Raw genomic sequence first — 25,417 nt, 5'->3', positions numbered from 1 at the left:
CACCGATGCTTGCGCTGCGACCTAGCGCAACTATAGGCGGTGGGGCAATGGACGTTCAACAGACCCACTTCTCCGCACAGGAAATTGCCGCACTGGCAAGGCGCATCGATCGCCCGATCGTGCTTGTCGGCATGATGGGGGTTGGCAAGTCGAGCGTGGGCAAAAGGCTGGCCTCGCTGCTCAACTGCCCCTTCGTCGATGCCGACGAAGAAATCGAACGCTCCGCCCAGATGGGTATTCCCGAGATCTTCGAGACTTACGGCGAGGACTACTTCCGCGACGGCGAGCGCCGTGTAATCGCCCGCCTGATCGACGAAAGCGAAGGGTGCCGCGTGATAGCGACGGGCGGCGGCGCCTTCTGCAATGCCGAGACCCGCGCCTTGATTCTGCATCGCGCCCTCACCATCTGGCTGGACAGCGAAGTCGATACCCTGGTCGAGCGGACCGGCCGCAAGGACAACCGCCCGCTGCTGAAGGACGGGGAACCGCGCGAGATCCTGGCCCGGCTGCGCGAGGAACGCCGTCCACACTATTCGCAGGCGCCGATCCATGTCCTGAGCGGACCCGGACCGCACGTCCAGACTATCAACAAGGTCCTTCAGGGAATTTCGCAATGGCTGTGATCCCGGTCAATATCGCCGGTCGCCCCTACGAAGTACGCGTAGGCGCAGGGCTCCTCGCCGAACTCGTGCCCCATTGCCGCGGCAAGCTGCGCAAGCGGGACGTGCCGATCGTCACCGACGCCAATGTCCACGCCGCCTGGGGCGACCTTGTCGAGGCCAGCCTGCGCGACAACGGCCATGAACCGCACTGGCGCATCCTGCCGCCGGGCGAGCACACCAAGTCCTGGGACGAACTGGCGGCCACGGTGAACTGGTTGCTTAGCCTGGAGGTTGAGCGCGGAGATCACATCATCGCGCTTGGCGGCGGGGTCATCGGCGATCTCACCGGCTTTTGCGCGGCAGTGCTGAAGCGCGGGTGCAGGTTCATCCAGGTCCCGACCACCCTGCTTTCGCAGGTCGATTCGAGCGTCGGCGGCAAGACCGCGATCAACACCCCGGCAGGCAAGAACCTCGTCGGCGCCTTCCACCAGCCCTCGCTGGTCCTCGCCGACCTCTCTGCGCTCGAGACGCTGCCGACCCGCGAGCTACTCGCCGGTTATGCGGAAGTCGTGAAGTACGGCCTGATCGACGATGCCGACTTCTTCGCATGGTGCGATGCCAACGGCGCAAGAATGGTCGCCGGCGACAGCGCCCTGCGCGAATATGCCGTCGCCCACTCGGTCGCCGCCAAGGCCCGCATCGTTGCAGAGGACGAGTTCGAAACCACCGGGCGCCGCGCCCTGTTGAACCTCGGCCATACCTTCGGACACGCGCTGGAGGCCGAAACCGGCTTTTCCCAGCGCCTGCTCCACGGCGAGGCAGTGGCGCTCGGCATGGTCCTGGCGGCGCGCTATTCCGCACGCAAGGGCCTCATGCCCATGGCGAGCGCGGATCATGTTGCGCAGCATTTCGGCGAAGTCGGCCTGCCCGCCAACCTCTCGGCGCTCGGCCTCGACTGCGATGGAGCCGCACTCGTGAAGCACATGCTCCATGACAAGAAGATGGATGCTGGTACCTTGCCCTTCCTGCTCATGAAGGGCATCGGCAAGACCTACCTCGACAAGGAAGTCTCGCTCGACGATGTCGCCCAGTTCCTCGACGGCGAACTCGCCCGCGAGCCGGCCTGAGGCTAAGACGCGCGTCTTAACGAGGGCGCGTACCTTTCTGGATGCACCGTGCAGCACAAGCGGCGGGCCGTCCCCCCAAGCGGGAACGGCCTCGCATTTGCGCGCGTTCCCGAGATGGATTGGAGTACCGCTTAAGAGCCACGAGCGGGTCGCAAAGGATTGCCCTTGGCCGGGGGGGAACGTCCCCGAGGCACCCGGGGGCACCGGAAGGCGGTGGGTCGATCGGGCCTGCCGCCTTTTCCTTGGCGCGAATCGCAGGGCATTGCGGAAGCACAAGCAAGGAAAGGACACGCGGACCATGCCTGCCAAATCCAAGGCCCAGCAGAAAGCCGCCGGTGCGGCACTTGCCGCCAAGCGCGGCGAAGCCAACAAGAGCGACCTCAAGGGCGCTTCGCGGGAAATGTATGAATCGATGAACGAAAAGCAGCTCGAGGACTTTGCGGGCACTTCTCGGAAGGACAAACCGGATCACATCGACGAGTAGCCCGTTGCCACGATCCGGCAGGGTATCCAGCGCCCCGTGACATTACGCGAAAATGTTTCTAAGTTACCCACTTGGATAACAATAATGCGAAGGGCGCAATGACTGTTGCCGAAGCAACTCCGGAACTGGATTTCCCCGAAGAAGCCGTCGCGGACGACCGCGCCTTTCTCGGACATCCCAAGGGCCTTGGCTATCTTTCGTTCGTCGAAGGCTGCGAACGCTTTTCCTACTACTCCATGCAGACCCTGCTGGTGCTCTACATGGTCAAGTATCTCCTGCTTCCGGAGAACATCGGGAAAGTCATCGGCCTCGACTGGCTGCGCACCGGATACTACGCAGGGCTGAGCGGGCAGCCGCTCGCCTCCGCGATCTTCGGCGATTACACTTCGCTGGTCTATCTCACCCCGATCCTGGGGGGAATTGTCGCCGACCGCTGGCTCGGGCGCCGCGCCACGCTGATTGCGGGCGCGCTGATCATGTCCCTGGGCCATTTCCTGATGGCCTTCGAAGGCATGTTCCTCTTCGCTCTGGTCTCGCTCGTCGTCGGCGTAGGTCTGTTCAAGGGCAACATCGCCAGCCAGGTCGGGGAGCTCTACAAACCCAACGACCTGCGCCGGGCGATGGCGTTCCAGATCTTCTACATTGCCATCAACGTCTCGGTCATCGCGGCCCCGCTGATCTCGGGCACGCTCGGCGAGAAGGTCGGTTGGCACTACGGCTTTGGCACTGCCGGCGTCGTCATGGTCCTGGGCCTGGTGCTGTACCTGCGCGCGCGGCCGTATCTCCCGGCCGATGCCGCCGACACCAAGGATGGCAAGGCAAAGTCCACGGGACTGGAGCGGAGCGACTGGCCCCGACTTGGCGCTCTGGCGATCCTGGTCCCGGTGCTCGCGATCGCCATCCTGACCAATCAGGAAATCTTCAACGCCTATCTCGTCTGGGCGGACGCGAAGTTCCAGCTCACCTTCTTCGGCGAAACCCTGCCGACAAGCTGGATGATCACCATCGATGCAACGCTCAGCTTCTCGAAGCTGGTGGCAGTTGCCGCATTCTGGAAGTGGCGCAGCGATCGCACCGGCCGCGAACCGGATGAACTGGGCAAGATGATCATCGGTTCGGTCTTCACCGTGATGGGCGGCATGTGCCTGGTGATCGCCGCGGCGACAGCGGGCGACGCGAAGATCGGCCTGTTCTGGCCGGTCATGTTCCACCTGTTCAACTCGATCGGCTTCGCCCACGTCCTGCCGGTCAGCCTGGCCCTGTTCACCAAGGTCGCCCCGCGCGCGCTCAATGCAACGGTCGTGGGGATCTACTACCTGGCCTTCTTTGCGGCCAACAAGACGGTGGGCATCGTCGGCGGCTGGTACTCCAGCATGGACACGGTCCATTTCTGGCTGCTCCATGTCGCCACCGCAGCCTTCGGCCTTGTCGCCTTCGCGGTGCTCAGGATGTTCCTCGGCAAGATCCTTGCCGACAAGGACGAGGAGCAATCGCAAGGGGCCTGAACCGGCCTCAACCGAAGAGCGCGATGGACTGCATTCCAGCGAGAATCGCCTGCCCTTGGGCGTTCCACATGGCCATGCGCTGACTTGAACAGCCGTGTCGGGCAAAGTCGCCGGTGGAGCGCAGCAGCCACCAGCCATCACGCGTCTGCGGCAGGGCCGTAAGCAGATTGACCTGCCAATGCATGCTGCTGACCGGAACCAGCGCAGGCATCATCGGCAGGACGCCCGGCGGCAACCCGTCCCCGCACAGCAGGATCTCGACCATCGGATCGAGCGTACCGCAGTCGCGTGAGCGCAGCCACCAGCAGTAGTCGGGCTCTCGCTCGCCCTGCACGGGTACGCCAAGGCGCACATCGAAATGGTCGCGAATGAACGGCGCAAGCAAGTCGGGCGCCATCGGCGGCGCATCCTCGAGCGCCACGACGTCGTCCGGCACCGGGCGCTCGTCCAAGGTCAGCGTGCTTTCGATCGCCCGCATGAACACGAAGCTGGCGGTGAACGCCGGCCCCTTGTCGCCGGTGATCTGCGCCGAGACCCAGGTGGCATTGCGCCCTTGGCGCTCGACCTTGGCACGCGCCTCGATGCGACCGGAAAGCGGCGCCATCATCGCCAGTTGCGCTGAGCGCAGGGGCGGCAGGTCCCCTCCCACCTGCTGCGCGGCGACCAGCGCCAGGGCAGAGGAAAATCCGCCGTAGGCCGTGCGCCCCTGGAGCCAGCGGGACGGCACTTCGACGGCAAGGCCGTCCTCGAGCGTCTCGCCTGCAGCAAGCACCTGCGCAAAGCCGGTCATCAGAACAGGCGAGATCCGTTGGGGACCGCCTTGTCCGGCGAGAACAGCGTCACCCGGCCCTCCTCATCGGCAAAGCCCAGTGTCAGCACTTCGGACAGCGCCTTGCCGATCTGGCGAACGGGAAAATTGACCACGGCCGCCACCTGGCGTCCGATCAGGCCTTCAGGAGAATAGAGCGCCGCGACTTGCCCGACGCTCTTCTTCTCACCGATGCCGGGACCGAAATCGATCCGCAGCTTGTAGCTCGGCTTGCGCGCCCCTTCATAGACTTCGGCCGCCACGACGGTGCCGATGCGAATGTCGACCTTCAGGAAATCGTCGAAGGCAATCGCATCGGCTGCAGGTGCGGCCGGATCATGATCGAGGTGCAATCGTCACTCCATCTCGAGAATGACGGCGTCGACCGCGAGGCTTTCGCCGGCCTTGGCATTGACCGACTTCACCACGCCCGCTTTCTCGGCGCGCAGGATGTTTTCCATCTTCATCGCCTCGATCACCGCGAGCGGCTGGCCGGCTTCGACCTTCTCGCCCTCGCTCACGTTCAGCGCGACGAGCAGGCCCGGCATCGGGCAGATGAGGAACTTGGAAAGATCCGGCGGGATCTTTTCGATCATGTGCTGCGACAGATAGGCCACGCGGGTCGGCAGGCAGTCGACCTTGTGGATCGCGCCGCGCGTGGTCATCTTGAAGCCGGTGCGGGTAACTTCGAGCTTGATGCCAAGGTCCTCGCCGTCGACTTCGGCTTCGACCAGGCGATCCCCCGGCGTGTATTCGAGCGCGAGTTCGACTTCCTCGCCGTTCACCGTCACCACATCCTCGTCAAGCACGACCACGTAGTCGGTCTTGTCGATGGTCACCGTCCAGTCGGCCGGCGGATCGGTCGGATCGGCAAGCTGGCCGGAGATGCGGCGCGAGCGGTCCGAGCGCGCAGTCGCGACGAAGCCGGCCACGGCGGCAAGCTTCACCTTCAGTTCTTCCGACGTCGCCGCGCCGGTAAAACCCTCGGGATATTCCTCGGCGATGAAGCCGGTGGTCAGCTCGCCCGAGCGGAAGCGCGGGTGCTGCATGATCGCCGAGACGAAGTCGATATTGTGGCCGAGACCTTCGATCTCGAAGGCGTCGAGCGCGGCGATCTGCTTGTCGGCGGCCTCATCGCGGGTCTTGCCCCAGGTGATCAGCTTGGCGATCATCGGGTCGTAGAACATCGAGACCTCGCCGCCCTCGTAGACGCCGTCGTCGACGCGAATGCCATCGATACCGCGGCGCCCGTTCTCCGCACCGTCATCGGTCCAGCCATCCACCGGCGGCTGATAGCGCACGAGGCGACCGGTCGAGGGCAGGAAGCCGCGATAGGGATCTTCGGCATAGACGCGGTTCTCGATGGCCCAGCCGTCGATCTTCACGTCATCCTGCGTCATCTCCAGCTTCTCGCCGGCAGCGACGCGGATCATCTGCTCGACGAGGTCGACCCCGGTAATCGCTTCGGTGACCGGGTGCTCCACCTGCAGGCGGGTGTTCATCTCGAGGAAGTAGAAACTCTCGCCGCTCGGGTCGGCGCCCGAGACGATCAGCTCGACCGTGCCCGCCGAGTAGTAGCCCACGGCCCTGGACAGCGCGACGCACTGTTCGCCCATGGCCTTGCGCATCTTTTCTGTGACGAAGGGCGACGGCGCTTCCTCGACCACCTTCTGGTGGCGACGCTGGATCGAGCACTCGCGCTCGTTCAGGTAAAGGATGTTGCCGTGCTTGTCGCCGAGGATCTGGATCTCGATGTGGCGCGGATTGAGGATGAACTTCTCGATGAAGACGCGGTCGTCACCGAAGGAGTTGAGGCCCTCGCGCTTGACGGACTCGAAGCCCTCGCGGACGTCCTTCTCGGAATAGGCCAGCCGCATGCCCTTGCCGCCGCCGCCGGCCGAAGCCTTCATCATCACCGGGTAGCCGATGTCGTTGGAGATCTGCACCGCGTGCTCGGTGTCCTCGATCTCGCCGACGTAGCCGGGCACGACGTTGACGCCCGCTTCCTTGGCGAGCTTCTTGGACTCGATCTTGTCGCCCATCGCGGCAATCGCGTTCACGGGCGGGCCGATGAACTCAATGCCCTCTGCGGCCAAAGCCTCGGCAAAGGAGGTGCGTTCGGACAGGAAGCCGTAGCCCGGGTGAACCGCTTCGGCGCCGGTCTGCTTGCAGGCCTCGATGATCTTCTCTGCGATCAGGTAAGACTGCGCGGCAGGCGCCGGACCGATATGCACTGCCTCATCGGCCATCTGCACGAATGGCGCGCGGGCATCCGCATCGGAATAGACGGCGACCGTCTGGATGCCCATGCGGCGCGCGGTCTTGATGACACGGCAGGCGATCTCGCCCCGGTTAGCGATGAGGATCTTCTTGAACATCAGTTCTCCGTTTCCACGTATTCGCGCAGCTGATCGGTGCGCGCCTCGGTGAGTCGTTGCATGCAGGTGTTCTGAACGAGCGGCCAGATCGTGCCGCTCTGCTCGCGCGGGCCATTCTCGGCCAGGCACTGGGCGTCGCGGAACGCGAGCCACTTGCGCTGGGCATCGAGGAGCCTTGCGAATTGCTGTGCGCCTTCGGACCGGGCCTTGGCCGCGGCCTGCTTCCACGCCGCGTTAAGCGAGCGGTCGGCGGCCTGGAGGTCCTTGTAAGCGCAGATGTTCATGTCCGTCTGCGTCATTGCATTGGAGCAATCGACTTGCGGCTCGGCCGCCATCAGCAACAGCGTGAAGATCACTCGGCCCCCTCCCCATTGCCGTCACCCTTGCGAAGGCGGGATTGCCGCTTGAACGCAAGGTCCCGCCGTGCAGCGGGCTCCCCGCCTGCGCGGGGATGACGAGGGAGGGCCGCGGCCATCAGTCCATCGCTTCCAGCTTGATGCAGCCCTTGGGCATGCGCGACGCTTCGACCTGCGCATCGGTTTCGCTGATCGCCATAGGCTTGATGCCGAGGCGCGCGAACATCGCCGCGTCGTTGTCATCGCCCGCGTTGGGCGCGGTGAGCAGCTTGTCACCGGTGAAGATCGAGTTCGCGCCGGCCATGAAGCACATGGCCTGGGTCATCTCGGACATGGACTCGCGGCCCGCCGAAAGGCGCACCATCGAACGCGGCATGGTGATTCGCGCCACGGCGACCGTGCGCACGAATTCCACGTCGTCGATCTTGGCAAGCGGGGTATCGGCGAGCATGTCACCCAGCACCGTGCCCTTGACCGGGACGAGAGCATTGACCGGTACCGAGCCGGGATGCTCGGGCAGCGTCGCCAGCGTGTGGACGAAGCCGACCCTGTCCTCGCGCGTTTCGCCCATGCCGACGATCCCGCCCGAACAGACGTTGATCCCGGCCGAACGCACGTTGGAAAGCGTCTCGAGGCGATCGTCCATCGTGCGCGTGGTGATGACCTGGTCGTAGCGCTCAGGCGAGGTGTCGATATTGTGGTTGTAGTAGTCGAGCCCGGCATCTGCCAGCATCTGCGACTGCTCAGGCGTGAGCATGCCCAGCGTCATGCAGGTTTCCATGCCCATCGAGCGCACGCCCTTCACCATCTCGATGATGGCCGGCATGTCGCGATCCTTGGGGTTGCGCCACGCGGCGCCCATGCAAAAGCGGGTGGAGCCCTGATCGGCCGCCTGCGCCGCGCGCTGCAGCACGGCCTGCACGTCCATCAGCTTGGTCGCCTTGACGCCGCTGTCGGCATGGACCGATTGCGAGCAGTAGCCGCAGTCCTCGGCGCAACCACCGGTCTTGATCGAGAGCAGCGTCGAGAGCTGCACTTCGTTATGCGGGTGATTGGCGCGGTGGACCTCGGCGGCGCGAAAGACCAGCTCGGTGAAGGGCAGGTCGAACAGCGCAGCGATTTCCTCACGGGTCCAGTCGGTACGGGGCTCGGTTTGGGGGGCGTTGGTCATCTCGAATTCCTCAGGCAGCCTTGGCCTGCGCACGGCGCGCGGCATAGGCGGTCAGCGCCGCTGCATAGTGCGGTCCGGCGCGACGTTCCAGTTCCCCACCTGCAAATCCCTCCACCGACTGCGCAATTCGCGCCACCGCAGCGTCGCTGAGCTGGCAGAGGGGGGTTAGGTAAATGCCGATGGTGAAGACGATCGCGCGCGATTTCGGCAAGCGCCGCAGTGCTTCGCGTTCGCAGCGCACGAACAGCGTCTCGCCTGCATTGTCCGCAGTGACATGGGCAAAGCGCTGCTCCGGCGCAGCTGCGGGCATGTAGCGCAAGTCATTCGAGGCCACGACGAAGGCATTGGTGCGTCCGAAGATGTTGAACGACTGCAATCCGTTCATGAACTTGTCCACGCCCGAGGCCAACTGCTCGGCATAGCCGTGGATCGGCTCATGGACCTGGTGCAGCGGGCGGCCGATCTTTTCGGACAGACGCCAGTCGGTCGGAAAGGCGACGGCCCCTGCCCCCAGGCGGAACGGCTGTCCCGGCGCATCCTGCACCATCACGCACAGGTCCTCCCAGACCGAGCGTGCGCAAGTCTCCAGTCCGCCCTTCACGCCAAGCAGGTCTGCCATTTCGGCAATCCCCGCTTCGGCTTCGGGCAGGACCATCACGCTCTCGGGATGGGCGTCAAAGCCCGCCGCGCGCGCGGCCAGGTTCGGCTCGGGATCCAGCCACCGGCTTTCGTCTAGACGCACCAGCCCCATGCGCAGCGGGCCGGAGACCCGCGCGTCAGGCAAGAGCGCCTCGACAGAGAAACCCAGTGACATCGCCCCTCGCCCCTCGCGCCTTACTCGGCCGCTTCCAGTTCGCTGCCGGCGGGCGGCATGTTGTGGCCAAGCAGGCGCAGCATGTCGGCGGCGCACTCGACCACGTTCGAACCGGGACCGTAGATGCCCTGAACGCCCGCCTTCTTGAGGAAGTCGTAGTCCTGCGGCGGGATGACGCCGCCCGCGACGACCTTGATGTCGGCGCGTCCGGCATTGCGCAGGTGGCCGATCAGTTCGGGGATCAGCGTCTTGTGACCGGCCGCCAGCGAAGAGGCACCGACCGCGTCAACGCCGCTTTCCAGCGCCATCTGGCAGGCTTCTTCCGGCGTCTGGAACAGCGGGCCGGAGACGACCTCGAAGCCCATGTCGGTGAAGGCCGAGGCGATCACGTTGGCGCCGCGGTCATGGCCGTCCTGGCCCATCTTGGCGACGAACATCTTCGGCTTGCGGCCCAGGCGGCGGGTAACCGCTTCCACGCCGTCGATCACCTGCTGGTAGCGGTTGTCGCCGGCATAGGCCGAACCGTAGACGCCCTTGACCGGGGTGGGGAACGTGCCGTGACGGCCGAAGACGGCTTCCATCGCGTCCGAGATCTCGCCCAGGGTCGCGCGGTGGCGCGCAGCCTCGACTGCCAGCGCCAGCAGGTTACCCTTGCCCTTCGCACCTTCGGTGATCGCCTTGAGCGCTGCCTGGCAGGCCGCTTCGTCGCGGCTTTCGCGGGCGCGATTGATGCGGGCGATCTGCGCTTCGCGGACCTTGTGGTTGTCCACTTCCAGCGTCTCGATCGCGTCTTCCTGGTCGCGGCGATACTTGTTCACGCCGACGATCACGTCATCGCCCTTGTCGACGCGTGCCTGGCGACCGGCAGCGGCTTCCTCGATCATCGCCTTGGGCCAGCCGGCGGCAACCGCCTTGGCCATGCCGCCTTCGCTCTCGACGCGCTCGATGATCTCCCAGGCCTTGTCGACCAGTTCCTGCGTCAGTGCCTCGATGTAGTAGGAGCCGCCCAGCGGATCGACGACATTGCACATGCCGGTCTCTTCCTGGATGACGATCTGGGTGTTGCGTGCGATGCGGGCCGAGAAGTCGGTCGGCAGCGCAATCGCCTCGTCGAGGGCATTGGTGTGCAGCGACTGGGTGCCGCCCAGCATCGCGGCCATCGCCTCGATCGTGGTGCGCATGACGTTGTTGTAAGGATCCTGCTCCTGCAGCGAGACGCCCGAGGTCTGGCAGTGAGTGCGCAGCATCTTGGAGCGTTCGGACTTCGCGCCGAGCTCGGTCATGGCGCGATACCACAGCGTGCGCGCGGCGCGCAGCTTGGCGATCTCCATGAAGAAGTTCATGCCGATCGCGAAGAAGAACGAGAGGCGGCCGGCGAACTTGTCGATGTCGAGGCCAGAGGCCACGCCGTACTTCACGTACTCCATGCCGTCGGCAATGGTGAAGGCCAGTTCCTGCACCTGCGTCGCCCCGGCTTCCTGCATGTGGTAGCCGGAAATCGAGATCGAGTTGAACTTCGGCATGTGGTCCGCCGTGTAAGCGAAGATGTCCGAAATGATCCGCATCGAGGGTTCGGGCGGATAGATATAGGTGTTGCGGACCATGAACTCCTTGAGGATGTCGTTCTGGATGGTCCCGGAAAGCTGTTCGGTGGGAACGCCCTGCTCCTCGCCGGCGACGATGAAGAAGGCGAGCACGGGAATCACGGCGCCATTCATGGTCATCGAGACCGACATCTGGTCGAGCGGAATGCCGTCGAAAAGAATCTTCATGTCTTCGACCGAGTCGATGGCGACGCCTGCCATACCAACGTCACCAACGACACGCGGGTGATCGGAATCGTAGCCGCGGTGGGTGGCAAGGTCGAAGGCGACCGACAGGCCCTTCTGGCCCGCCGCAAGGTTGCGGCGATAGAAGGCGTTGGATTCCTCGGCGGTCGAGAAACCGGCGTACTGGCGGATCGTCCAGGGACGGCCTGCATACATCGATGCCTTGACGCCGCGGGTAAAGGGCGCAAAGCCGGGCAGGCCCGGATCGATCTTGACGTCCTCGGCGGTATAGAGCGGCTTGACCGCAATGCCCTCGGGCGTGTGCCAGGTCAGGTCCTTGCCCTTGACCTCCTTGTCCGCCGCTGCCTTCCAGTCGTTGATGTCAGCCATTTCCCGTTTCCCTCGTATATTTTCCTCCCGGTACGAACCGGGATCGCTGGCATTCACAGGCCGCGCCCGGCCAGCGGTCCCGGGTCAGACCCGGGACGCCTTGTTCCTCAATGCGCTTCCCTGGGCGTTTCCATGATCTCGGTGAGCTGGCCGCCCATGTCCTTGGGGTGGACGAAGAAGATCAGCGTTCCGTGTGCGCCGATGCGCGGCTCGCCCAGCACCCGCTTGCCCTGCCCTTCGAACCAGGCCTTCGCCTCATGGATGTCGGGCACTTCGTAGCAAATGTGGTGCTGCCCCCCGAGCGGGTTCTTCTCCAGCCACTTGCCCACCGCGGAATCCGCTTCTGTCGGTTGCAGAAGCTCGACCTGCGTGCCCGCGGTCCCGTTCTCGCCCGGGGTGTTGACGAAACAGACGCGCACCTTCTGGCTGTCGAGCACGAAGGGCTCGGTAATGTCGGTGGCGCCCATGACGTCGCGGTAGAAGGCGATCGAGGCATCGAGATCCGGCGTCGCGACGCCGATGTGGTTCATCCGGCCGAGCTTCACGAAGTCAGTCCTCCACGTTCTCGATGACCATGGCGATGCCCTGGCCGCCACCGATGCACATCGTGATCAGGCCGTACCTGCCGCCCGTACGCTTGAGTTCGTAGACCGTCTTGATCGTCAGGATCGCGCCGGTCGCGCCGATCGGATGGCCCAGCGATACGCCCGAACCGTTCGGGTTGGTCTTGGCAGGATCGAAGCCGAGCTGCTTGGCAACGCCGCAAGCCTGCGCAGCGAATGCCTCGTTGCTCTCGATCACGTCGATCTGGTCGAGGCTGAGACCCGCACGCTCGAGAGCGACAGGAACTGCCTTGACCGGGCCCAGGCCCATCACGCTCGGCTCGACGCCGGCATGGCCCCAGGCGAGAATCCTGGCGAGGGGCTTGAGTCCCTTGGCCGCAACGGCCTTGCCGCTGGCGAGAACGACTGCGCCGGCGCCGTCGTTGAGGCCCGAGGCATTGCCGGCCGTGACCGTACCGTCCTTCTGAAACACCGCCTTGAGGCTGGCCATGCCTTCCAGCGTGGCATCGGCGCGGACATGCTCGTCGGTGTCGAACACCTTTGTGCCCTTGCGCGACTTGATCTCGACCGGGACGATCTGGTCCTTGAAGTAACCTTCGGCAATCGCCTTGGCGGCGCGCATGTGGCTCTCGACGGCCAGCGCGTCCTGCTCTTCACGGCTGATCTGGCACTGCGACGCGATGTTCTCCGCGGTCACGCCCATGTGGATGCCCTCGAAGGGATCGTGCAGCGCACCGAGCATCGCGTCCTCGAACACGACATTGCCCATGCGCACGCCGTTGCGGGCGGAGCTGGTCATGTGCGGGGCATTCGACATCGATTCCGCACCGGCGCCGATAGCGAAGTCATGCTCGCCAAGGGCGATGGCCTGGGCCGCTGAAACGATCGCCTGAAGTCCAGAGCCGCACAGGCGATTGACGTTCATGGCCTGCGAGGAAACCGGGACGCCCGCGTTTACCGAGGCAACGCGCGAGATGTAGGCGTCCTTCGGCTGGCTGGGCACGACATTGCCGACCACCACGTTCTGGATGTCCGAAGCACTGATTCCCGAGCGCTTGATCGCCTCTTCCATGACGATCGTGCCAAGCTCGGCCGGACGGAAAGGTGCCAGCGAGCCACCGAACGAGCCGATAGCAGTGCGGGCGCCGCTGAGGATATAGATATCTTCCATGATCTGTACTTTCTCCTGCGGAAGGACGCGATCCTCTTGGCGGGACCTGCAGCCGTCCTGATTTCATCCAAATGCCGTCCCTTGAGCTTGCGTCCCGCGTCTTTCGAAGCGGATACAGCGCGGGGGCAGCCATCGATCACGTCCGGATCGGCAGGGACGACGCATGAAGGCAATGTCGTCCTGCCCACCACGGATTACAATGGAATGTTGTCGTGCTTCTTCCAGGGATTCTCGAGCTGCTTGTTGCGCAGCTTGCGAAGCCCGAGGGCGATGCGACGACGGGTGGAATGCGGGTAGATGACTTCGTCGATGTAGCCGCGGCTGGCAGCCACGAACGGGTTGGCAAAGCGGTCTTCGTATTCCCTGGTGGCAGCGGCCATGCCGTCGGCGTCGCGGCCGCGGAAGATGATCTCCACCGCGCCCTTGGCGCCCATGACCGCGATTTCGGCGGTCGGCCAGGCATAGTTGAGGTCGCCGCGCAGGTGTTTGGACGCCATGACGTCGTAAGCACCGCCATAGGCCTTGCGGGTGATCACGGTGATCTTGGGCACGGTGGCTTCGGCATAGGCGAAGAGCAGCTTCGCGCCGTGCTTGATGATGCCGTTGTGCTCCTGGTCGGTGCCGGGAAGGAAGCCGGGAACGTCGACGAAGGTGATGATCGGAATGTTGAAGGCATCGCAGAAGCGCACGAAGCGCGCGGCCTTCTTCGACGAGTTGATGTCGAGCACGCCGGCCAGCACCATCGGCTGGTTGGCGACGATGCCCACGGTCTTGCCTTCCACGCGGCCGAAACCGCAGATGATGTTTGCCGCATGCATCGGCTGGATCTCGAAGAACTCGCCCTCGTCCAGCGTCTTCCTGATGACTTCGTGCATGTCATAGGGCTGGTTGGCATTGGGCGGGATGATCGTGTCGAGGCTTTCCTCGAGACGGTCCCACGGATCGGCGGTCGGACGCTCGGGCACTTCCTCGCGGTTGGAAAGCGGCAGGAAGTCGAAGAAGTCGCGCGCGGCAAGCAGCGTCTCGACGTCGTTCTCCAGCGCCAGGTCGGACACCGAGGTCTTGCTCGAGTGCGTGACCGCACCGCCGAGTTCCTCCTGGGTGACGACTTCGTTGGTCACGGTCTTCACGACGTCGGGACCGGTGACGAACATGTAGGAGCTGTCCTTCACCATGAAGATGAAGTCGGTCATCGCCGGGGAATAGACCGCGCCGCCCGCACAGGGACCCATGATCAGCGAAAGCTGCGGGATCACGCCCGAAGCCATCACGTTGCGCTGGAACACTTCGGCATAGCCTGCAAGCGAGGCGACGCCTTCCTGGATGCGCGCGCCGCCGGAATCGTTGAGACCGATCACCGGCGCACCGACCTTCATCGCGTTGTCCAGCACCTTGCAGATCTTCTGCGCGTGACGGTTCGAGAGCGAACCGCCGAACACGGTGAAGTCCTGGCTGAACACGTAGACCAGTCGGCCGTTGATCGTGCCCGAACCGGTCACGACGCCGTCGCTGGGGATACGCTGGTCCTGCATGCCGAAGTCGACGCAGTCATGCTCGACGTAGAGATCGAGTTCCTCGAAGCTGCCCTCGTCGAGCAGAACTTCCAGACGCTCACGCGCGGTCAGCTTACCCTTGGCATGCTGAGCGTCGATACGCTTTTGCCCCCCACCCATTCTGGCGGCGGCGCGACGCTTCTCCATTTCGGCAATATTCGCGGACATTCGGCTTCCCTTCTCCGAAGAGGTTTCAGCTTGTTCTCGTGTCCGTGCCTAAGGCAGGTTGCGAGCCTCAGGTCAATAGTTTTTAACCGACCGATTAAATCAACACAGCCTCGAAAACCGCCACATTTGGCATACCCGATGGCCCGGGAGCGCAAGTTTCGCTCAACCGGGAATCTTGCCGGAGAGGCCGAAATCGCGGGCCTTGTCGTGGGGATGATCGATCACTGCGACCACGCTGACGGTGATCGCCAGCATGAGCAACGCAAAGCCCGCCAGACCGATCGCGAGGGCACGATTTGCAGGTGCTCGCTCAGCGGTCAGTTCGCGTCCCGTCCGCATCCGGCGCGACACCAGCCGCTCCTCCTCGCTGCCCCAGCGGTGGATCACCACGAGCGCGGAGATCGCGAACATCATCGTGCCCGGGATCCACATGACGATGCCGCCGGTCTGCTCATCGGTGAGCATCGAGACATGCCACATGTGCCCCAGCGTCAGGTAGGCATCGTAGAGCGGGATCGTCTTGAAGGTCAGGAACGCGCCCAGGACGATGTTGCCCAGCGCCGCAAAGACGAACATCGCAAGGCGCGCGCCCAGCCCCGGCCCTTGCGGTGCGGCGCGCCGGTCGAAGATGACCGAGAAGAAGATCAGCCCTGTCACCAGCAGGCTGATGTGCCACATGTAGTGGATCGGCTCGTCCAAGATCGCGAGATCGTGCCAGTGGGGCAACATCCAGAACAGGCTGGCCGCGAGAAACAGGACCGTCGCCACGAACGGGATGCGCAGGAATTCGACGAGGCCACGCAAGGGCCCGGAACCCGCGAAGAACCGGCTAACGCCCCTGGGCAACCCGCGCACCAGCGCGGCCTGCGGTCGCGACAGGAAGATGAGCATCGGCGCCACCGTGCGCAGCAGCATATGCTCGACCTGGTGGACCGCAAAGATGTGGTCGGCCAGCCGCTCGACCGGAGAGATCAACGCCACGAAGAGGGCAAGCAAGCCACCGTTGAACGCCAGCAGCCGCCATCGCTCGGCGACGAGGCCATGCCGGCTGCCCTTCCAGTAGATCAGGGCAACGACCACGAGACCGACAATGATCTCGGGCGACAACTGCCAGAGCGTCCAGGGGCTGGCATCGGCGTGGACGTGCCCGCCATGGGCCAGCGCAGGGGTCGAAAGCACCGCGAGAAGACTCGCGGGCAACCATCGGAAAACACGCATGCGAGGGGCATAGCCCCCCCGCACCGTCATGCAACCCCCCGCAAAGCGCGAGGGCAGGCCTGCCCTACTTGAGCAGGACGAGTTCCTCCGACATCGTCGGGTGCACCGCGACCGTGGCGTCGAAGTCCGCCTTGGTCAGCCCCGCCTTTACCGCGATCGCAGCCGCCTGCATGATTTCGGGGGCCTCGGGCCCGATCATGTGCAGCCCCACGACGCGGTCCGTCTCGGCGTCGCAGATCATCTTGTAGAGCGAGCGTTCGTTGCGGTGGGCGACGACGTTCTTCATCGGCCGGAAGTCGCTGGTATAGACCCGCACAGTGCCCAGCTTCTGGTTCGCCTCTCCCTCGGTCATGCCCACGCCCGCGATCGGCGGATGGCTGAAAACGGCTGAAGGAATGCAGCTGTAGTCGACCGTCGTCGGCTTGTCGCCGAAGACCGTATCGGCAAAGGCCTGTCCTTCGCGGATGGCGACCGGGGTCAGTTGCACGCGGTTCGTGACGTCGCCCACGGCGTAGATATGATCGACGCTGGTCTGCGAGTACTCGTCGACTTTGATTGCGCCCTTGTCGTCGACTTCCACGCCGACGTCTGCGAGGCCAAGTCCCTCGACATTGGGTACGCGACCGGTAGCGAACAGCACGCAGTCGACGTCCATCGGGTCGTGATTGCTCATCGAGACCTTGAGCGAGCCGTCCTCATTCTGCTCGATCCTCTCGAATTCGGCATTGAATCGGAACTCGATGCCCTTGGTCAGCGAGATCTGCAGCAGCCGGTCGCGCACACTTTCATCGTATCCGCGCAGAAGCTGGTCGGAGCGGTTCATCAGCGTCACCTTGGCGCCGAACTCATTGAAGATTCCCGCGAACTCATTGGCGATGTAGCCCGCACCGGCGATGAGGACGCGACCCGGAATCGCATCGAGATGGAAGGCCTCGTTCGAGGTGATGCCCAGCTCATGCCCCGGGAATGAGGGCACATGCGGCCGCGCGCCCGTCGCGATGAGAATGACCCTGGCGGTCTTCTTCTCGCCGTTCGACAAGGTAATTTCGTGCGGCCCTGTGATCCGTGCCCGCTCGTGAAAGATCTCCACCTCGTGATTGGTGAGCGTCTGCGTGTAGAGACCATTGAGGCGGTCGACATCGTTGAGCACGTTGTCACGCAGCTTGACCCAGTCGAACTTGGCCTCGGGAATGTCCCAGCCGAAGTGCTTGGCGTCTTCCAGATCTTCGGCGAAATGGGCGCCGTAAACCAGCATCTTCTTGGGAACACAGCCGCGAATCACGCATGTCCCGCCAACCCTGAACTCTTCCGCCACGGCTACCCGCGCGCCGTGCGCTGCCGCAACGCGGCTGGCGCGCACGCCGCCCGAACCGGCGCCGATGGTGAAAAGGTCATAATCGTACTCGGACATTCACGTGCTCCCGGCCTGCGCCATTGGACTGGTCGGGGCGCATATGGGGCATAGAATCAGCGATTGCCAACCGCCTGAGCGCGATGGCGCAATTTTTAATCGCGGCCTGCCCCGGCTCGCGGGGCCGGCGCTGCAGTCAGTTCAGGACCAGCCGCCAGGCACCCATTGCCCGCAAATCCCGCGTATCGGCAGTACTTGCCACGACCACACGCAGCTGCGAACGCGGCGCGCCCTTCTCGAAACCCACGGTCAGCAGCGGATCTATCGCTCCTGCAAAGTCGACGCGCCGGTCGGTGAACAACAGCGATCGGGTGGCGAGGTCATAACCCGAGCCGATCGTGTAGGTCCCCTCGCCCGAAACGACCGTAAGGGGCTGGGCAAGGCCAAGCCGAAGCATCCCGCCGAGAGCCACCCGGCTGATCGTGACTGCGAAACGACTGGTAAGGAATGTCCCGGCATCGGTCAGCAGCATGTCGTCGGCCAGCTTCAGCCTGGTTGCCCCAAGGCTGGCATAGCCCGAGAGCCTCCAGGACCCCAGCTGCGCGGACTGCGCGACTTCGAGGAAAGCGGTTCGGGCGCCGTCGCCAAAGCGCAGTGCGCCGCTACCGGTGGGCGTGCCGAAGACGGTTCCCTGTTCATTCAGCAGCCCAGCCTTGAGACCGGTTCCTCCCTTGCGCCAGGAAATGAGCGCGCCATTGGCCGAACCGTAGTCGGCTCGGCCACCCACCACCGACAAGCCAAGGCGTCCCCCGGCGAGGGGACGTTCCGCAGTCACCGCCAGATCGGCGACCGGAGAATAGGCAAAGACCGCGTCCGAACTCGGAGCGAGGCCCATGAATTCGCTGGAAACGCTGTCGGTGGAATTGAGCGAGGCGCTGAACCACGTCTTGCCGCTTCGCCAGGCGACATGGCCGTTGGTCAGCATCGTGCGCACTTCATCCTCACCCGGCCCGACCCGCAAGCGGGTGAAGCCCGCGCTGGCATCGAGATCGCGGGTCGCCAGCCTCGTGCTTCCGGCGTTGGCCTGCACCCGCATCCGGCGCTCTATCGAGAAGCGGTCAACGCCGGGCTGCGCGACGAGGCCCGACAGGTCGCCGGTAAAATCCCGCCCGTAGGCATCCAGTACCGTCACATTGCCCAGCGCCCGTGCCTTGAGCCCGGCAGCGCCGACCGCTGTGGGAACGACGAGACTGGAACTTGTCAGTGATGTCTGGGTCACGCCGTTGGACAGGGTCGGATCGACCGGCGAAAGCGCTGCCTTCACGTCGATCAGGCCGTGCCCGAAGACCGGGTCCACGCCCGGCGCACCGATGTCGCGGGCCGTGTTGACGATAACTTCCCCGGCCTCGACGCCGGTCAGCTGGGGCCACTTGCTCAGGATCAGGGCGGCAAGACCACTGACCTGCGGTGTTGCCGAGCTCGTCCCGCTGAACAAGACGAGCGAGCCATCGGTATATTGCGTTGCATTCGTGCCCATGGCTGCGACGCAATTGTTCATCGCCTTCGTGCCGCACTGGTTCGAATAATCGGTAAGTTCGTAGCTGGTCTGCGTGCCCTCCAGTGCGACGACGAACAGCCAGCTTCGCGAATTGCTGGAATTGAGGTCGAGGTAGCCGTCGACATTGGCCGCGCTGTCATTGCCGGCCGCATTGACGAACAGTCCCCCGCTCGTCTGGTAGCGCGCCACCATCTGCGCCCAGGTCGGGCTCGCCACTTCCGGATCGATCTTGGCGATCGAGGCATTGACAACCTTGATGCCGTTGTCCCCGGCATAGGCCATGGCCTGCGAGATTCCGATGCCCAGGGTCTCCTGCGCGTCGGGATCGGTGGTGTCCAGGTCGATCTCGCTGATGCGCAGGGCGACGACCTCGGCGCCGGGTGCAATGCCCTGCACACCGGTGCCGTTGTTGCGTGCGGCAATCACGCCCGCGACCATCGTGCCATGGTCGGAATAGTCGTCCCCGATGACATTGCGCTGCGTGGTGACGCCGTTCTCGGTGACCGTACCGTAATCGCGGCTGAGACTGGAAATCTTGCCCTGAAGTTCGGACACTTCCTTCACGCCATCATCCAGCACGGCAACCTTCACGCCCTGCCCGGTCCATCCGTTGTCGAGCGCATAGAGCGCATTGACGTACTCGAACGAGACGTAGTTGTTCCGATATTCGGCATCGTCCTGCACCGATCGCCGGGGCTGCTGGCTCTCGGGTGTGATGACGTAGCCGGTAGGCACCGGAGTCGGCGTTGGAGTGGGCGTAGGTGCCGGGGTCGGGCTTGGTGTAGGGCCGGGAGTCGGACTGGGCGCCGGGCCCGGTGTCGAATTGACGCTCCCGCCACCGCCGCCGCCGCAACCTGCCAGGACCATTGCGAGGACACTCGCCATGACCGCATCACGTACCACTCGCGAAGGCCTCGCCATGGCCTTGTCCCCCTGCCCATGCAGGCCCGCATGCCTTCGCCGCGCATCCGGAAAAAAGGCGGGCCGCAATCACCGATCGCGGCCGACCTTACAGGGTTAATTCTTGCCGAATACTGAAATTGCCACTCGGTCATTTCAGGGCCGGAAATGCCCCGAAGCGGCCTCAGCTGATTCCGGCCAGTTCCAGCAGCGCCTCGGTCGAAGGATCGAACTTGGTCCCGCCCTTCTCGATCTGCTTGGCGATTTCCTTGCCCAGTTCGACACCGAACTGGTCGAACGGATTGATTCCCATCAGCACCGCATTGGCGAAAGTGCGATGCTCGTGGAACGCGATCAGCGCGCCGAATGTGGCCGGACTCACTTCGTCGAGCAGTATCGTCGCCGAGGGGCGGTCGCCCGGATAGGCGCGGGCCGGATCGTCGCTTTCCTTGCCCGCCATCAGCGCCGCGCCTTGCGCGAAGCAGTTCGACAGGAGGATGCGGTGATGATCGAGGTTCAGGTCATGGCCCGGAGCGATCGAGGCGATGAAGTCCACCGGCACGAGGTTCGTGCCCTGGTGGAGAAGCTGGAACACCGCGTGCTGCGCGTCGGTGCCCACCCCGCCCCAGGTTATCGGCGCGGTCGGGCCGTCGACCGGGCTGCCGTCTGCCTTCACGCTCTTGCCGTTCGATTCCATCTCGAGTTGCTGGAGGTAGTCGGGCAACAAGGCCAGCCGTTCGTCATAGGCGAACACGGCGCGCGTCTGGCAACCGCGCAGGCGCGTGTAGTACTGGTCGGCAAAGGCCGCGCGCAGCGGCAGGTTGGCGCTTCCGTCAGTGTCGCGGAAATGCTCGTCCATCGCCGCGGCCCCGGCCAGGAACTCGGCGAAATCGGGCCAGCCCAGCGCCATCGCCACCGGGAATCCGATCGAGGACCATAGCGAGTAGCGGCCGCCTACGCTTTCCGAGAAGGGCAGGATGCGGGTCTCGTCGACGCCCCATTCCATCGCCTTTTCCGGCGAGGCGGTCAGCGCGACGACCCTGCCGTACGGATCCTCGACGCCATTCTCGCGCAGCCACTCGATGGCGCTTTCGGCATTGGTCATCGTCTCGATGGTGGTGAACGTCTTGGACGCGACCGCCAGCATCGTCTTGGCCGGATCGCAGCCCTTGAAGGCCTCTTCCATCGCGCAGCCGTCGATGTTCGATACGACGTGCACATCGACCATCGCACCGTCGCGCGCCAGTGCATCGACCGCGAGCGCCGGTCCGAGCGCCGAACCGCCGATGCCGATGTGAATCAGGTGCTTGACCTCACCCATCGCGCCGCGGTGGATCGCTTCGACGATCGCAGCCATGCGATGATGGTTCTCGGCCGCGAGAATCACGCTCTCTTCCTTGCCGACGCCGCGCTGGGCGGTGTGCTCGGCGGCACGGCCTTCGGTCGGATTGACGATCTCGCCGCCGAACAGGGCCTTGCGGCGACCGGCGAAATCCATCGCCTGAGCCAGTTCCTCGAAAGCGGCCATGTGAGCGGCATCGAGATGGGTCTTCGACCAGTCGAAACGGATCGTGGTCGCCGCCTCGTCCTCGCCCAGTTCGAAGCGGGTCGCCAGAGTATCGAGCCGGGCCGGATCGCCTGCAAAGAGCTCAGCCAGCGACGGCTTGGCCAGTCCCCTGAGCTTTTCCCAGGCTGATTCACTCATAAATTGCTCCTGAACAGTGTACTTGCTGGCCTTATGCATGTTGCGGCTGCGAAGGCCAAGACGGTTCTTCGTCGAGAAGAGACGGTTGCAAGGCGGGATTGAACTTGACGGATCGCACCTTGCGCAACAAGGGTTCCGCCCATGAGCGAGACCAATAGCGACGCCGCCAAGCCGGCCATCGACTCGACAGCGAAGAAGCCTGCGGCGGCGGAGAAGAAGGACGAGGGTTTCTTCTCGTTTCTTTTCTGGCTGGTGCTGGCCGTGGTGGTGCTGCGCAGCTTCATCATTTCGCCGTTCAACATCCCCAGCGAATCCATGCTGCCGCGCCTGTTGACCGGGGATTACCTGTTCGCGACCAAGTGGTCCTACGGCTATTCCAGGTACTCGCTGCCCTTCAGCCTGCCGCTGATCCCGGGCCGCATCTTCGCCAGCCAGCCAGAGCGCGGCGACGTCGTCATCTTCAAGGCGCCCCCGGGCAACGACGTCGACTACATCAAGCGCGTCATCGGGCTGCCGGGTGACGAGATCCAGATCAAGTCCGGCCAGGTCTTCATCAATGGCAAGGCAGTGCCCAAGCAGCGCGTGGACGACTTCATCCTGCCGGTCTCGCCGAACACCGACTGCTATGGCCCCGAATTCGAAGCGACGGGCAAGGACGGCAAGCCGGTCTGCCACTATCCGCAGTTCCGCGAGACGCTGCCCAACGGCAAGAGCTACAATGTGCTCGACCTCGGCACCACGCCGCAGGACGATACCGGAGTCTACATCGTGCCCGAGGATCACCTGTTCCTGATGGGCGACAACCGCGACAATTCCATGGACAGCCGCTTCCCTGCCGTCGAAGGCCAGGGCATCGGCATCGTCCCGCAGGGCAACCTGGTGGGCAAGGCCGCGGTCATGATGTTCTCGACCGATGGCTCGGCCGAATGGATCAAGCCCTGGACCTGGTTCACCGCGGCACGCTGGAGCCGCATCGGCGGGACCTTCTGACCTTGCTGGACGATGCTACCCGCGACTTCATAACCAGAATTACCGGCAGCGCGCCTCGGGACGAGGCCCTCTGGCTGGCCGCCCTCACCCACGGCAGTACGGGCGAGAAGCGCAATTACGAAAGGCTGGAATTCCTTGGCGACCGGGTCCTTGGCCTGGTTGTCGCCGAATGGCTGTACCAGACCAGCAACGAGGCCGAGGGCCGCCTGTCGCAGCGCCTCAATGCCCTCGTCAGCCGGGCGATGTGTGCCCAGATCGCGCGCCAGATCGAACTCGGGCCGCGCATGCGGCTGGGCAAGCAGGCCCGCGACGACGGCGGCGAGGACAGCGACAACATCCTCGGCGACGTGATGGAAGCGCTGATCGGCGCATGTTTCACCGAATGCGGCTTCGCAAGCGCCAAGGCCATGGTGCGCAAGCTGTGGGCCGATGCGGTGCAGGGCAAGACGGGCAAGCGCAAGCATCCCAAGTCCGCTCTGCAGGAATGGGCCGCCGGCAATCGTCGCCGGATGCCCGAATACCGCCTGCTGGAGCGCACCGGACCCGATCACGCCTCGCAATTCACGGTCGAAGTCACGATCCACCACGTCGGCAGCGCCCAGGCCACAGCCTCGTCCAAGCAGGATGCGGAAACGCAGGCCGCCGAAGAGTTCATGAAAAAATTCGCATGATGGATTATGCCGCGCACGTCCTCAGGCAAACTTGGGGCGTTATCGGCTTGACCCATTGCCCTGTTTCGCGCGAGCCAAGCCTGTCGAGGCGCGCGTGCCAACCTGACTATCAAGGAATTCGCCCATGACCGAGAAATGCGGTCTCGTCGCCGTGATCGGCGCTCCCAATGCCGGCAAGTCCACGCTGGTCAATGCGCTCGTCGGCCAGAAGGTGGCGATCACCTCGGCCAAGGCGCAGACCACCCGCGCCCGCCTGATGGGCATTGCCCTGCAGGACGAAGTGCAGATCATCCTGGCCGATACGCCCGGCATCTTCGCTCCCAAGCGCCGCCTCGACCGCGCCATGGTCGCCGCCGCCTGGGAAGGCGCGCAGGAGGCCGACGCGATCCTGCTCGTGGTCGACGCGGTCAAGCAACGCCGGCACGAACTGGCGCCGCTGCTCGAAACGCTCAAAGACCGTCCCGAGCGCAAATTGCTCGTGCTCAACAAGGTCGACGCCAGCGCCAAGGAACCCCTGCTCAAGCTGGCCGAAGAACTGACCGGGGCGGTCAGCTTCGACGAGGTGTATTTCGTATCGGCGCTTACCAACGACGGCGTGCCCGAACTCAAGACGCACCTTGCCGGGCTCATGCCCGAAGGCACGTGGCATTACCCCGAGGACCAGGTTTCCGACGCCTCGGAGCGCCTGCTGGCCTGCGAAGTGACGCGCGAACAGCTCTACAAGCAGCTCCACGACGAATTGCCCTACGATAGCGCGGTGCGCCCCGAATCCTACACCCAGCGCAAGGATGGATCGGTCGAGATCCGCCAGCAGATCGTCGTCGCACGCGACAGCCAGAAGGCTATCGTCCTGGGCAAGCGCGGCGCGAAGATCCGCGCCATCGGCGAGGCCGCGCGTAACGAATTGGCAGAAGTTCTCGGGCAAAAGGTTCACCTCTTCCTCCACGTCAAGGTCGAGGAAGATTGGGCCGAGGCTCGCGACATCTACGAAGAGATCGGACTGGACTGGGTAAAATGATCCGGATGCACCGCGTTGCTGCCGCCTGTGCGGCACTTCTCTTCAGCTGCGCGACTGCCCCGCTGGTCGAGGCGCAGGCCACCGAGACCGATAACATCGAATCCGTCGGCCAGATCGCTTCGCAGCAGGCAAACCCCGAAACCTCCGTTGCGCAGAGCCTGGAAGGCGCGCGCTACGTTGCGATCGGCTCCTCCTATGCTGCCGGACCTCTGCTGCCACCCGGCAAGCCCGCGGCGCCCGGCGCGCCGGCGCGCTGCGGCCAGAGCATGAACAATTATCCGACCCTGCTGGCGCAGCGCTTCGGGATGGTTCTGGTCGACCGCACCTGTTCGGGCGCGACGACGGACCACGTCCTCGGCCCCTGGGGAGACGTCCCGGCGCAGCTCGCTTCGGTCGATGCAGCGACCCGGCTGGTGACCGTCACCATCGGCGGCAATGACCTCAGCTATGTCGGCGACCTGTTTTCGGCGACCTGCATCCAGCGCGCCGGCGAACTGGCCGCAGCCGGTTTCGCCCCGAAACCGTGCGGCGCGATTCGCAATCCCACCGAAGCCGACTACCTGCGCGTCGAGGAGCAGCTCAACGCCATTGCCCGCCGCGTGCGCGAGGTCGCGCCGAACGCGCGACTCGTCTTCGTCCAGTACCTCACGCCGCTGCCCGCAGGGACGCTGTGCGCGAACACTCCGGTCAGCGAGGATGCCGCAGCCATCGTGCGCCAGATCGGCGCCCGGCTGGCCGAGATCACCGGCAAGGTAGCGCAGGCGCAAAGGGCCATCGTCGTGGAAATGAACCAGGCCTCCGCCAATCACACCCCCTGCGATGCCGAGCCCTGGATGATCGGCGCGCCAAAGGGCTACGACGGCAAGCAGGGTCTGCAGTGGCACCTCAACCTCGCCGGCATGAAGGCGACGGCAGACGGCATTGCCTATTGGCTGGAAAAGAGCGGCGTGCAGCCGAAGGTCCCGCAAATGCAGACCATTGCGCAGCCACCACTCGCTCCGGTCAACACCGAGGCCGCGCCCGAGCCGCAAGAGCCCGACACGGCCGAACCGGCAAAGGAAGACAAGTCCCGCCTCAAGCAGGAGAGCCCGGCGGCAAGCAAAGGACCCAAGGTTTAGGCAAACTCGCGGAGCTCCGCGCCTTTTCG

The 25,417-nt window shown here is 64.4% G+C and carries 22 protein-coding genes; 8 read left to right on the top strand and 14 right to left on the bottom strand.

All coding sequences use genetic code 11. The annotated features are described in order from the left end of the window. The first annotated feature begins 47 nt into the window (after window positions 1-47). The 4 genes from J3474_RS20460 (at window position 48) to J3474_RS20445 (ending at window position 3,718) form a co-directional block, all read left to right on the top strand. Window positions 48-623 (top strand): shikimate kinase, encoded by a 576-nt coding sequence (locus J3474_RS20460; RefSeq protein WP_041559053.1) that lies wholly within the window; start codon window positions 48-50, stop codon window positions 621-623. Beyond that, window positions 614-1,729: a 3-dehydroquinate synthase gene (gene aroB / locus J3474_RS20455; protein ID WP_013833948.1), complete on the top strand. Its 1,116-nt coding sequence runs from the start codon at window positions 614-616 to the stop codon at window positions 1,727-1,729. Before J3474_RS20460 ends, aroB begins: the two co-directional genes overlap by 10 nt. Window positions 1,730-2,027: 298 nt before the next feature. After that, a complete protein-coding gene (locus J3474_RS20450; RefSeq protein ID WP_041559054.1) occupies window positions 2,028-2,213 on the top strand; it encodes a DUF3008 family protein in 186 nt (61 codons plus the stop codon). A gap of 98 nt (window positions 2,214-2,311) precedes the next feature. Further along, entirely contained in the window at window positions 2,312-3,718 is a 1,407-nt protein-coding gene (locus J3474_RS20445) for a peptide MFS transporter (protein WP_207095409.1), read from the top strand. Between the two features lie 7 nt (window positions 3,719-3,725). Here J3474_RS20445 and J3474_RS20440 read toward each other — a convergent pair whose 3' ends face one another. The 14 genes from J3474_RS20440 to pgi form a co-directional block, all read right to left on the bottom strand. Next, window positions 3,726-4,508 (bottom strand): thioesterase family protein, encoded by a 783-nt coding sequence (locus J3474_RS20440; RefSeq protein ID WP_207095408.1) that lies wholly within the window; start codon window positions 4,506-4,508, stop codon window positions 3,726-3,728. Further along, window positions 4,508-4,879, bottom strand: a complete 372-nt coding sequence (locus tag J3474_RS20435) for a tRNA-binding protein (protein WP_207095407.1) — start codon at window positions 4,877-4,879, stop codon at window positions 4,508-4,510. The genes J3474_RS20440 and J3474_RS20435 overlap by 1 nt, the downstream gene beginning before the upstream one ends. A gap of 3 nt (window positions 4,880-4,882) precedes the next feature. After that, complete coding sequence (locus J3474_RS20430) at window positions 4,883-6,904, bottom strand: acetyl/propionyl/methylcrotonyl-CoA carboxylase subunit alpha (protein ID WP_207095406.1); 2,022 nt, start codon at window positions 6,902-6,904, stop codon at window positions 4,883-4,885. Then, window positions 6,904-7,260: a lysozyme inhibitor LprI family protein gene (locus tag J3474_RS20425; RefSeq protein ID WP_242528510.1), complete on the bottom strand. Its 357-nt coding sequence runs from the start codon at window positions 7,258-7,260 to the stop codon at window positions 6,904-6,906. The genes J3474_RS20430 and J3474_RS20425 overlap by 1 nt, the downstream gene beginning before the upstream one ends. Window positions 7,261-7,378: 118 nt before the next feature. Further along, window positions 7,379-8,431 (bottom strand): biotin synthase BioB, encoded by a 1,053-nt coding sequence (bioB, locus tag J3474_RS20420; protein WP_013833954.1) that lies wholly within the window; start codon window positions 8,429-8,431, stop codon window positions 7,379-7,381. Between the two features lie 10 nt (window positions 8,432-8,441). Further along, window positions 8,442-9,245: a DUF3445 domain-containing protein gene (locus J3474_RS20415; RefSeq protein ID WP_207095405.1), complete on the bottom strand. Its 804-nt coding sequence runs from the start codon at window positions 9,243-9,245 to the stop codon at window positions 8,442-8,444. Between the two features lie 20 nt (window positions 9,246-9,265). Continuing rightward, the gene (gene scpA, locus J3474_RS20410) at window positions 9,266-11,404 is read right to left on the bottom strand and encodes a methylmalonyl-CoA mutase (RefSeq protein WP_207095404.1); all 2,139 of its coding nucleotides are present in this window, start codon (window positions 11,402-11,404) and stop codon (window positions 9,266-9,268) included. Window positions 11,405-11,511: 107 nt separating this feature from the next. Next, complete coding sequence (mce, locus tag J3474_RS20405; RefSeq protein ID WP_013833957.1) at window positions 11,512-11,949, bottom strand: methylmalonyl-CoA epimerase; 438 nt, start codon at window positions 11,947-11,949, stop codon at window positions 11,512-11,514. A gap of 4 nt (window positions 11,950-11,953) precedes the next feature. Next, window positions 11,954-13,138 carry an acetyl-CoA C-acyltransferase family protein gene (locus J3474_RS20400; RefSeq protein WP_207095403.1) on the bottom strand — a complete coding sequence of 395 codons (1,185 nt, stop codon included), beginning with the start codon at window positions 13,136-13,138 and terminating at the stop codon, window positions 11,954-11,956. 194 nt (window positions 13,139-13,332) lie between these two features. Continuing rightward, window positions 13,333-14,859: an acyl-CoA carboxylase subunit beta gene (locus tag J3474_RS20395; protein ID WP_013833959.1), complete on the bottom strand. Its 1,527-nt coding sequence runs from the start codon at window positions 14,857-14,859 to the stop codon at window positions 13,333-13,335. Window positions 14,860-15,021: 162 nt separating this feature from the next. After that, window positions 15,022-16,038, bottom strand: coding sequence for a cytochrome c oxidase assembly protein (locus tag J3474_RS20390; RefSeq protein WP_242528509.1), 1,017 nt, complete (start codon window positions 16,036-16,038; stop codon window positions 15,022-15,024). A 103-nt stretch (window positions 16,039-16,141) separates the two neighbouring features. After that, entirely contained in the window at window positions 16,142-17,488 is a 1,347-nt protein-coding gene (gene gor, locus J3474_RS20385) for a glutathione-disulfide reductase (RefSeq protein WP_013833961.1), read from the bottom strand. 136 nt (window positions 17,489-17,624) lie between these two features. Beyond that, window positions 17,625-19,871, bottom strand: coding sequence for a S8 family peptidase (locus J3474_RS20380; RefSeq protein WP_242528508.1), 2,247 nt, complete (start codon window positions 19,869-19,871; stop codon window positions 17,625-17,627). Between the two features lie 199 nt (window positions 19,872-20,070). Further along, entirely contained in the window at window positions 20,071-21,591 is a 1,521-nt protein-coding gene (gene pgi / locus J3474_RS20375; RefSeq protein WP_207095401.1) for a glucose-6-phosphate isomerase, read from the bottom strand. Window positions 21,592-21,732: 141 nt separating this feature from the next. Here pgi and lepB point away from each other — a divergent pair, with 141 nt between their 5' ends. From lepB to J3474_RS20355, 4 genes are all read left to right on the top strand, one after another. After that, window positions 21,733-22,581 carry a signal peptidase I gene (gene lepB, locus J3474_RS20370; RefSeq protein WP_013833964.1) on the top strand — a complete coding sequence of 283 codons (849 nt, stop codon included), beginning with the start codon at window positions 21,733-21,735 and terminating at the stop codon, window positions 22,579-22,581. A gap of 2 nt (window positions 22,582-22,583) precedes the next feature. Next, window positions 22,584-23,252, top strand: coding sequence for a ribonuclease III (gene rnc / locus J3474_RS20365; RefSeq protein WP_007014850.1), 669 nt, complete (start codon window positions 22,584-22,586; stop codon window positions 23,250-23,252). Window positions 23,253-23,376: 124 nt separating this feature from the next. Next, window positions 23,377-24,270 (top strand): GTPase Era, encoded by an 894-nt coding sequence (gene era, locus J3474_RS20360; RefSeq protein ID WP_207095400.1) that lies wholly within the window; start codon window positions 23,377-23,379, stop codon window positions 24,268-24,270. Continuing rightward, a complete protein-coding gene (locus tag J3474_RS20355) occupies window positions 24,267-25,388 on the top strand; it encodes an SGNH/GDSL hydrolase family protein (RefSeq protein ID WP_207095399.1) in 1,122 nt (373 codons plus the stop codon). Before era ends, J3474_RS20355 begins: the two co-directional genes overlap by 4 nt. Window positions 25,389-25,417 lie beyond the last annotated feature (29 nt).

It is taken from the genome of Novosphingobium sp. PY1 (genome assembly GCF_017312445.1).
GTDB lineage: Bacteria > Pseudomonadota > Alphaproteobacteria > Sphingomonadales > Sphingomonadaceae > Novosphingobium.
This window is presented reverse-complemented; position numbering and strand designations above follow the sequence as displayed.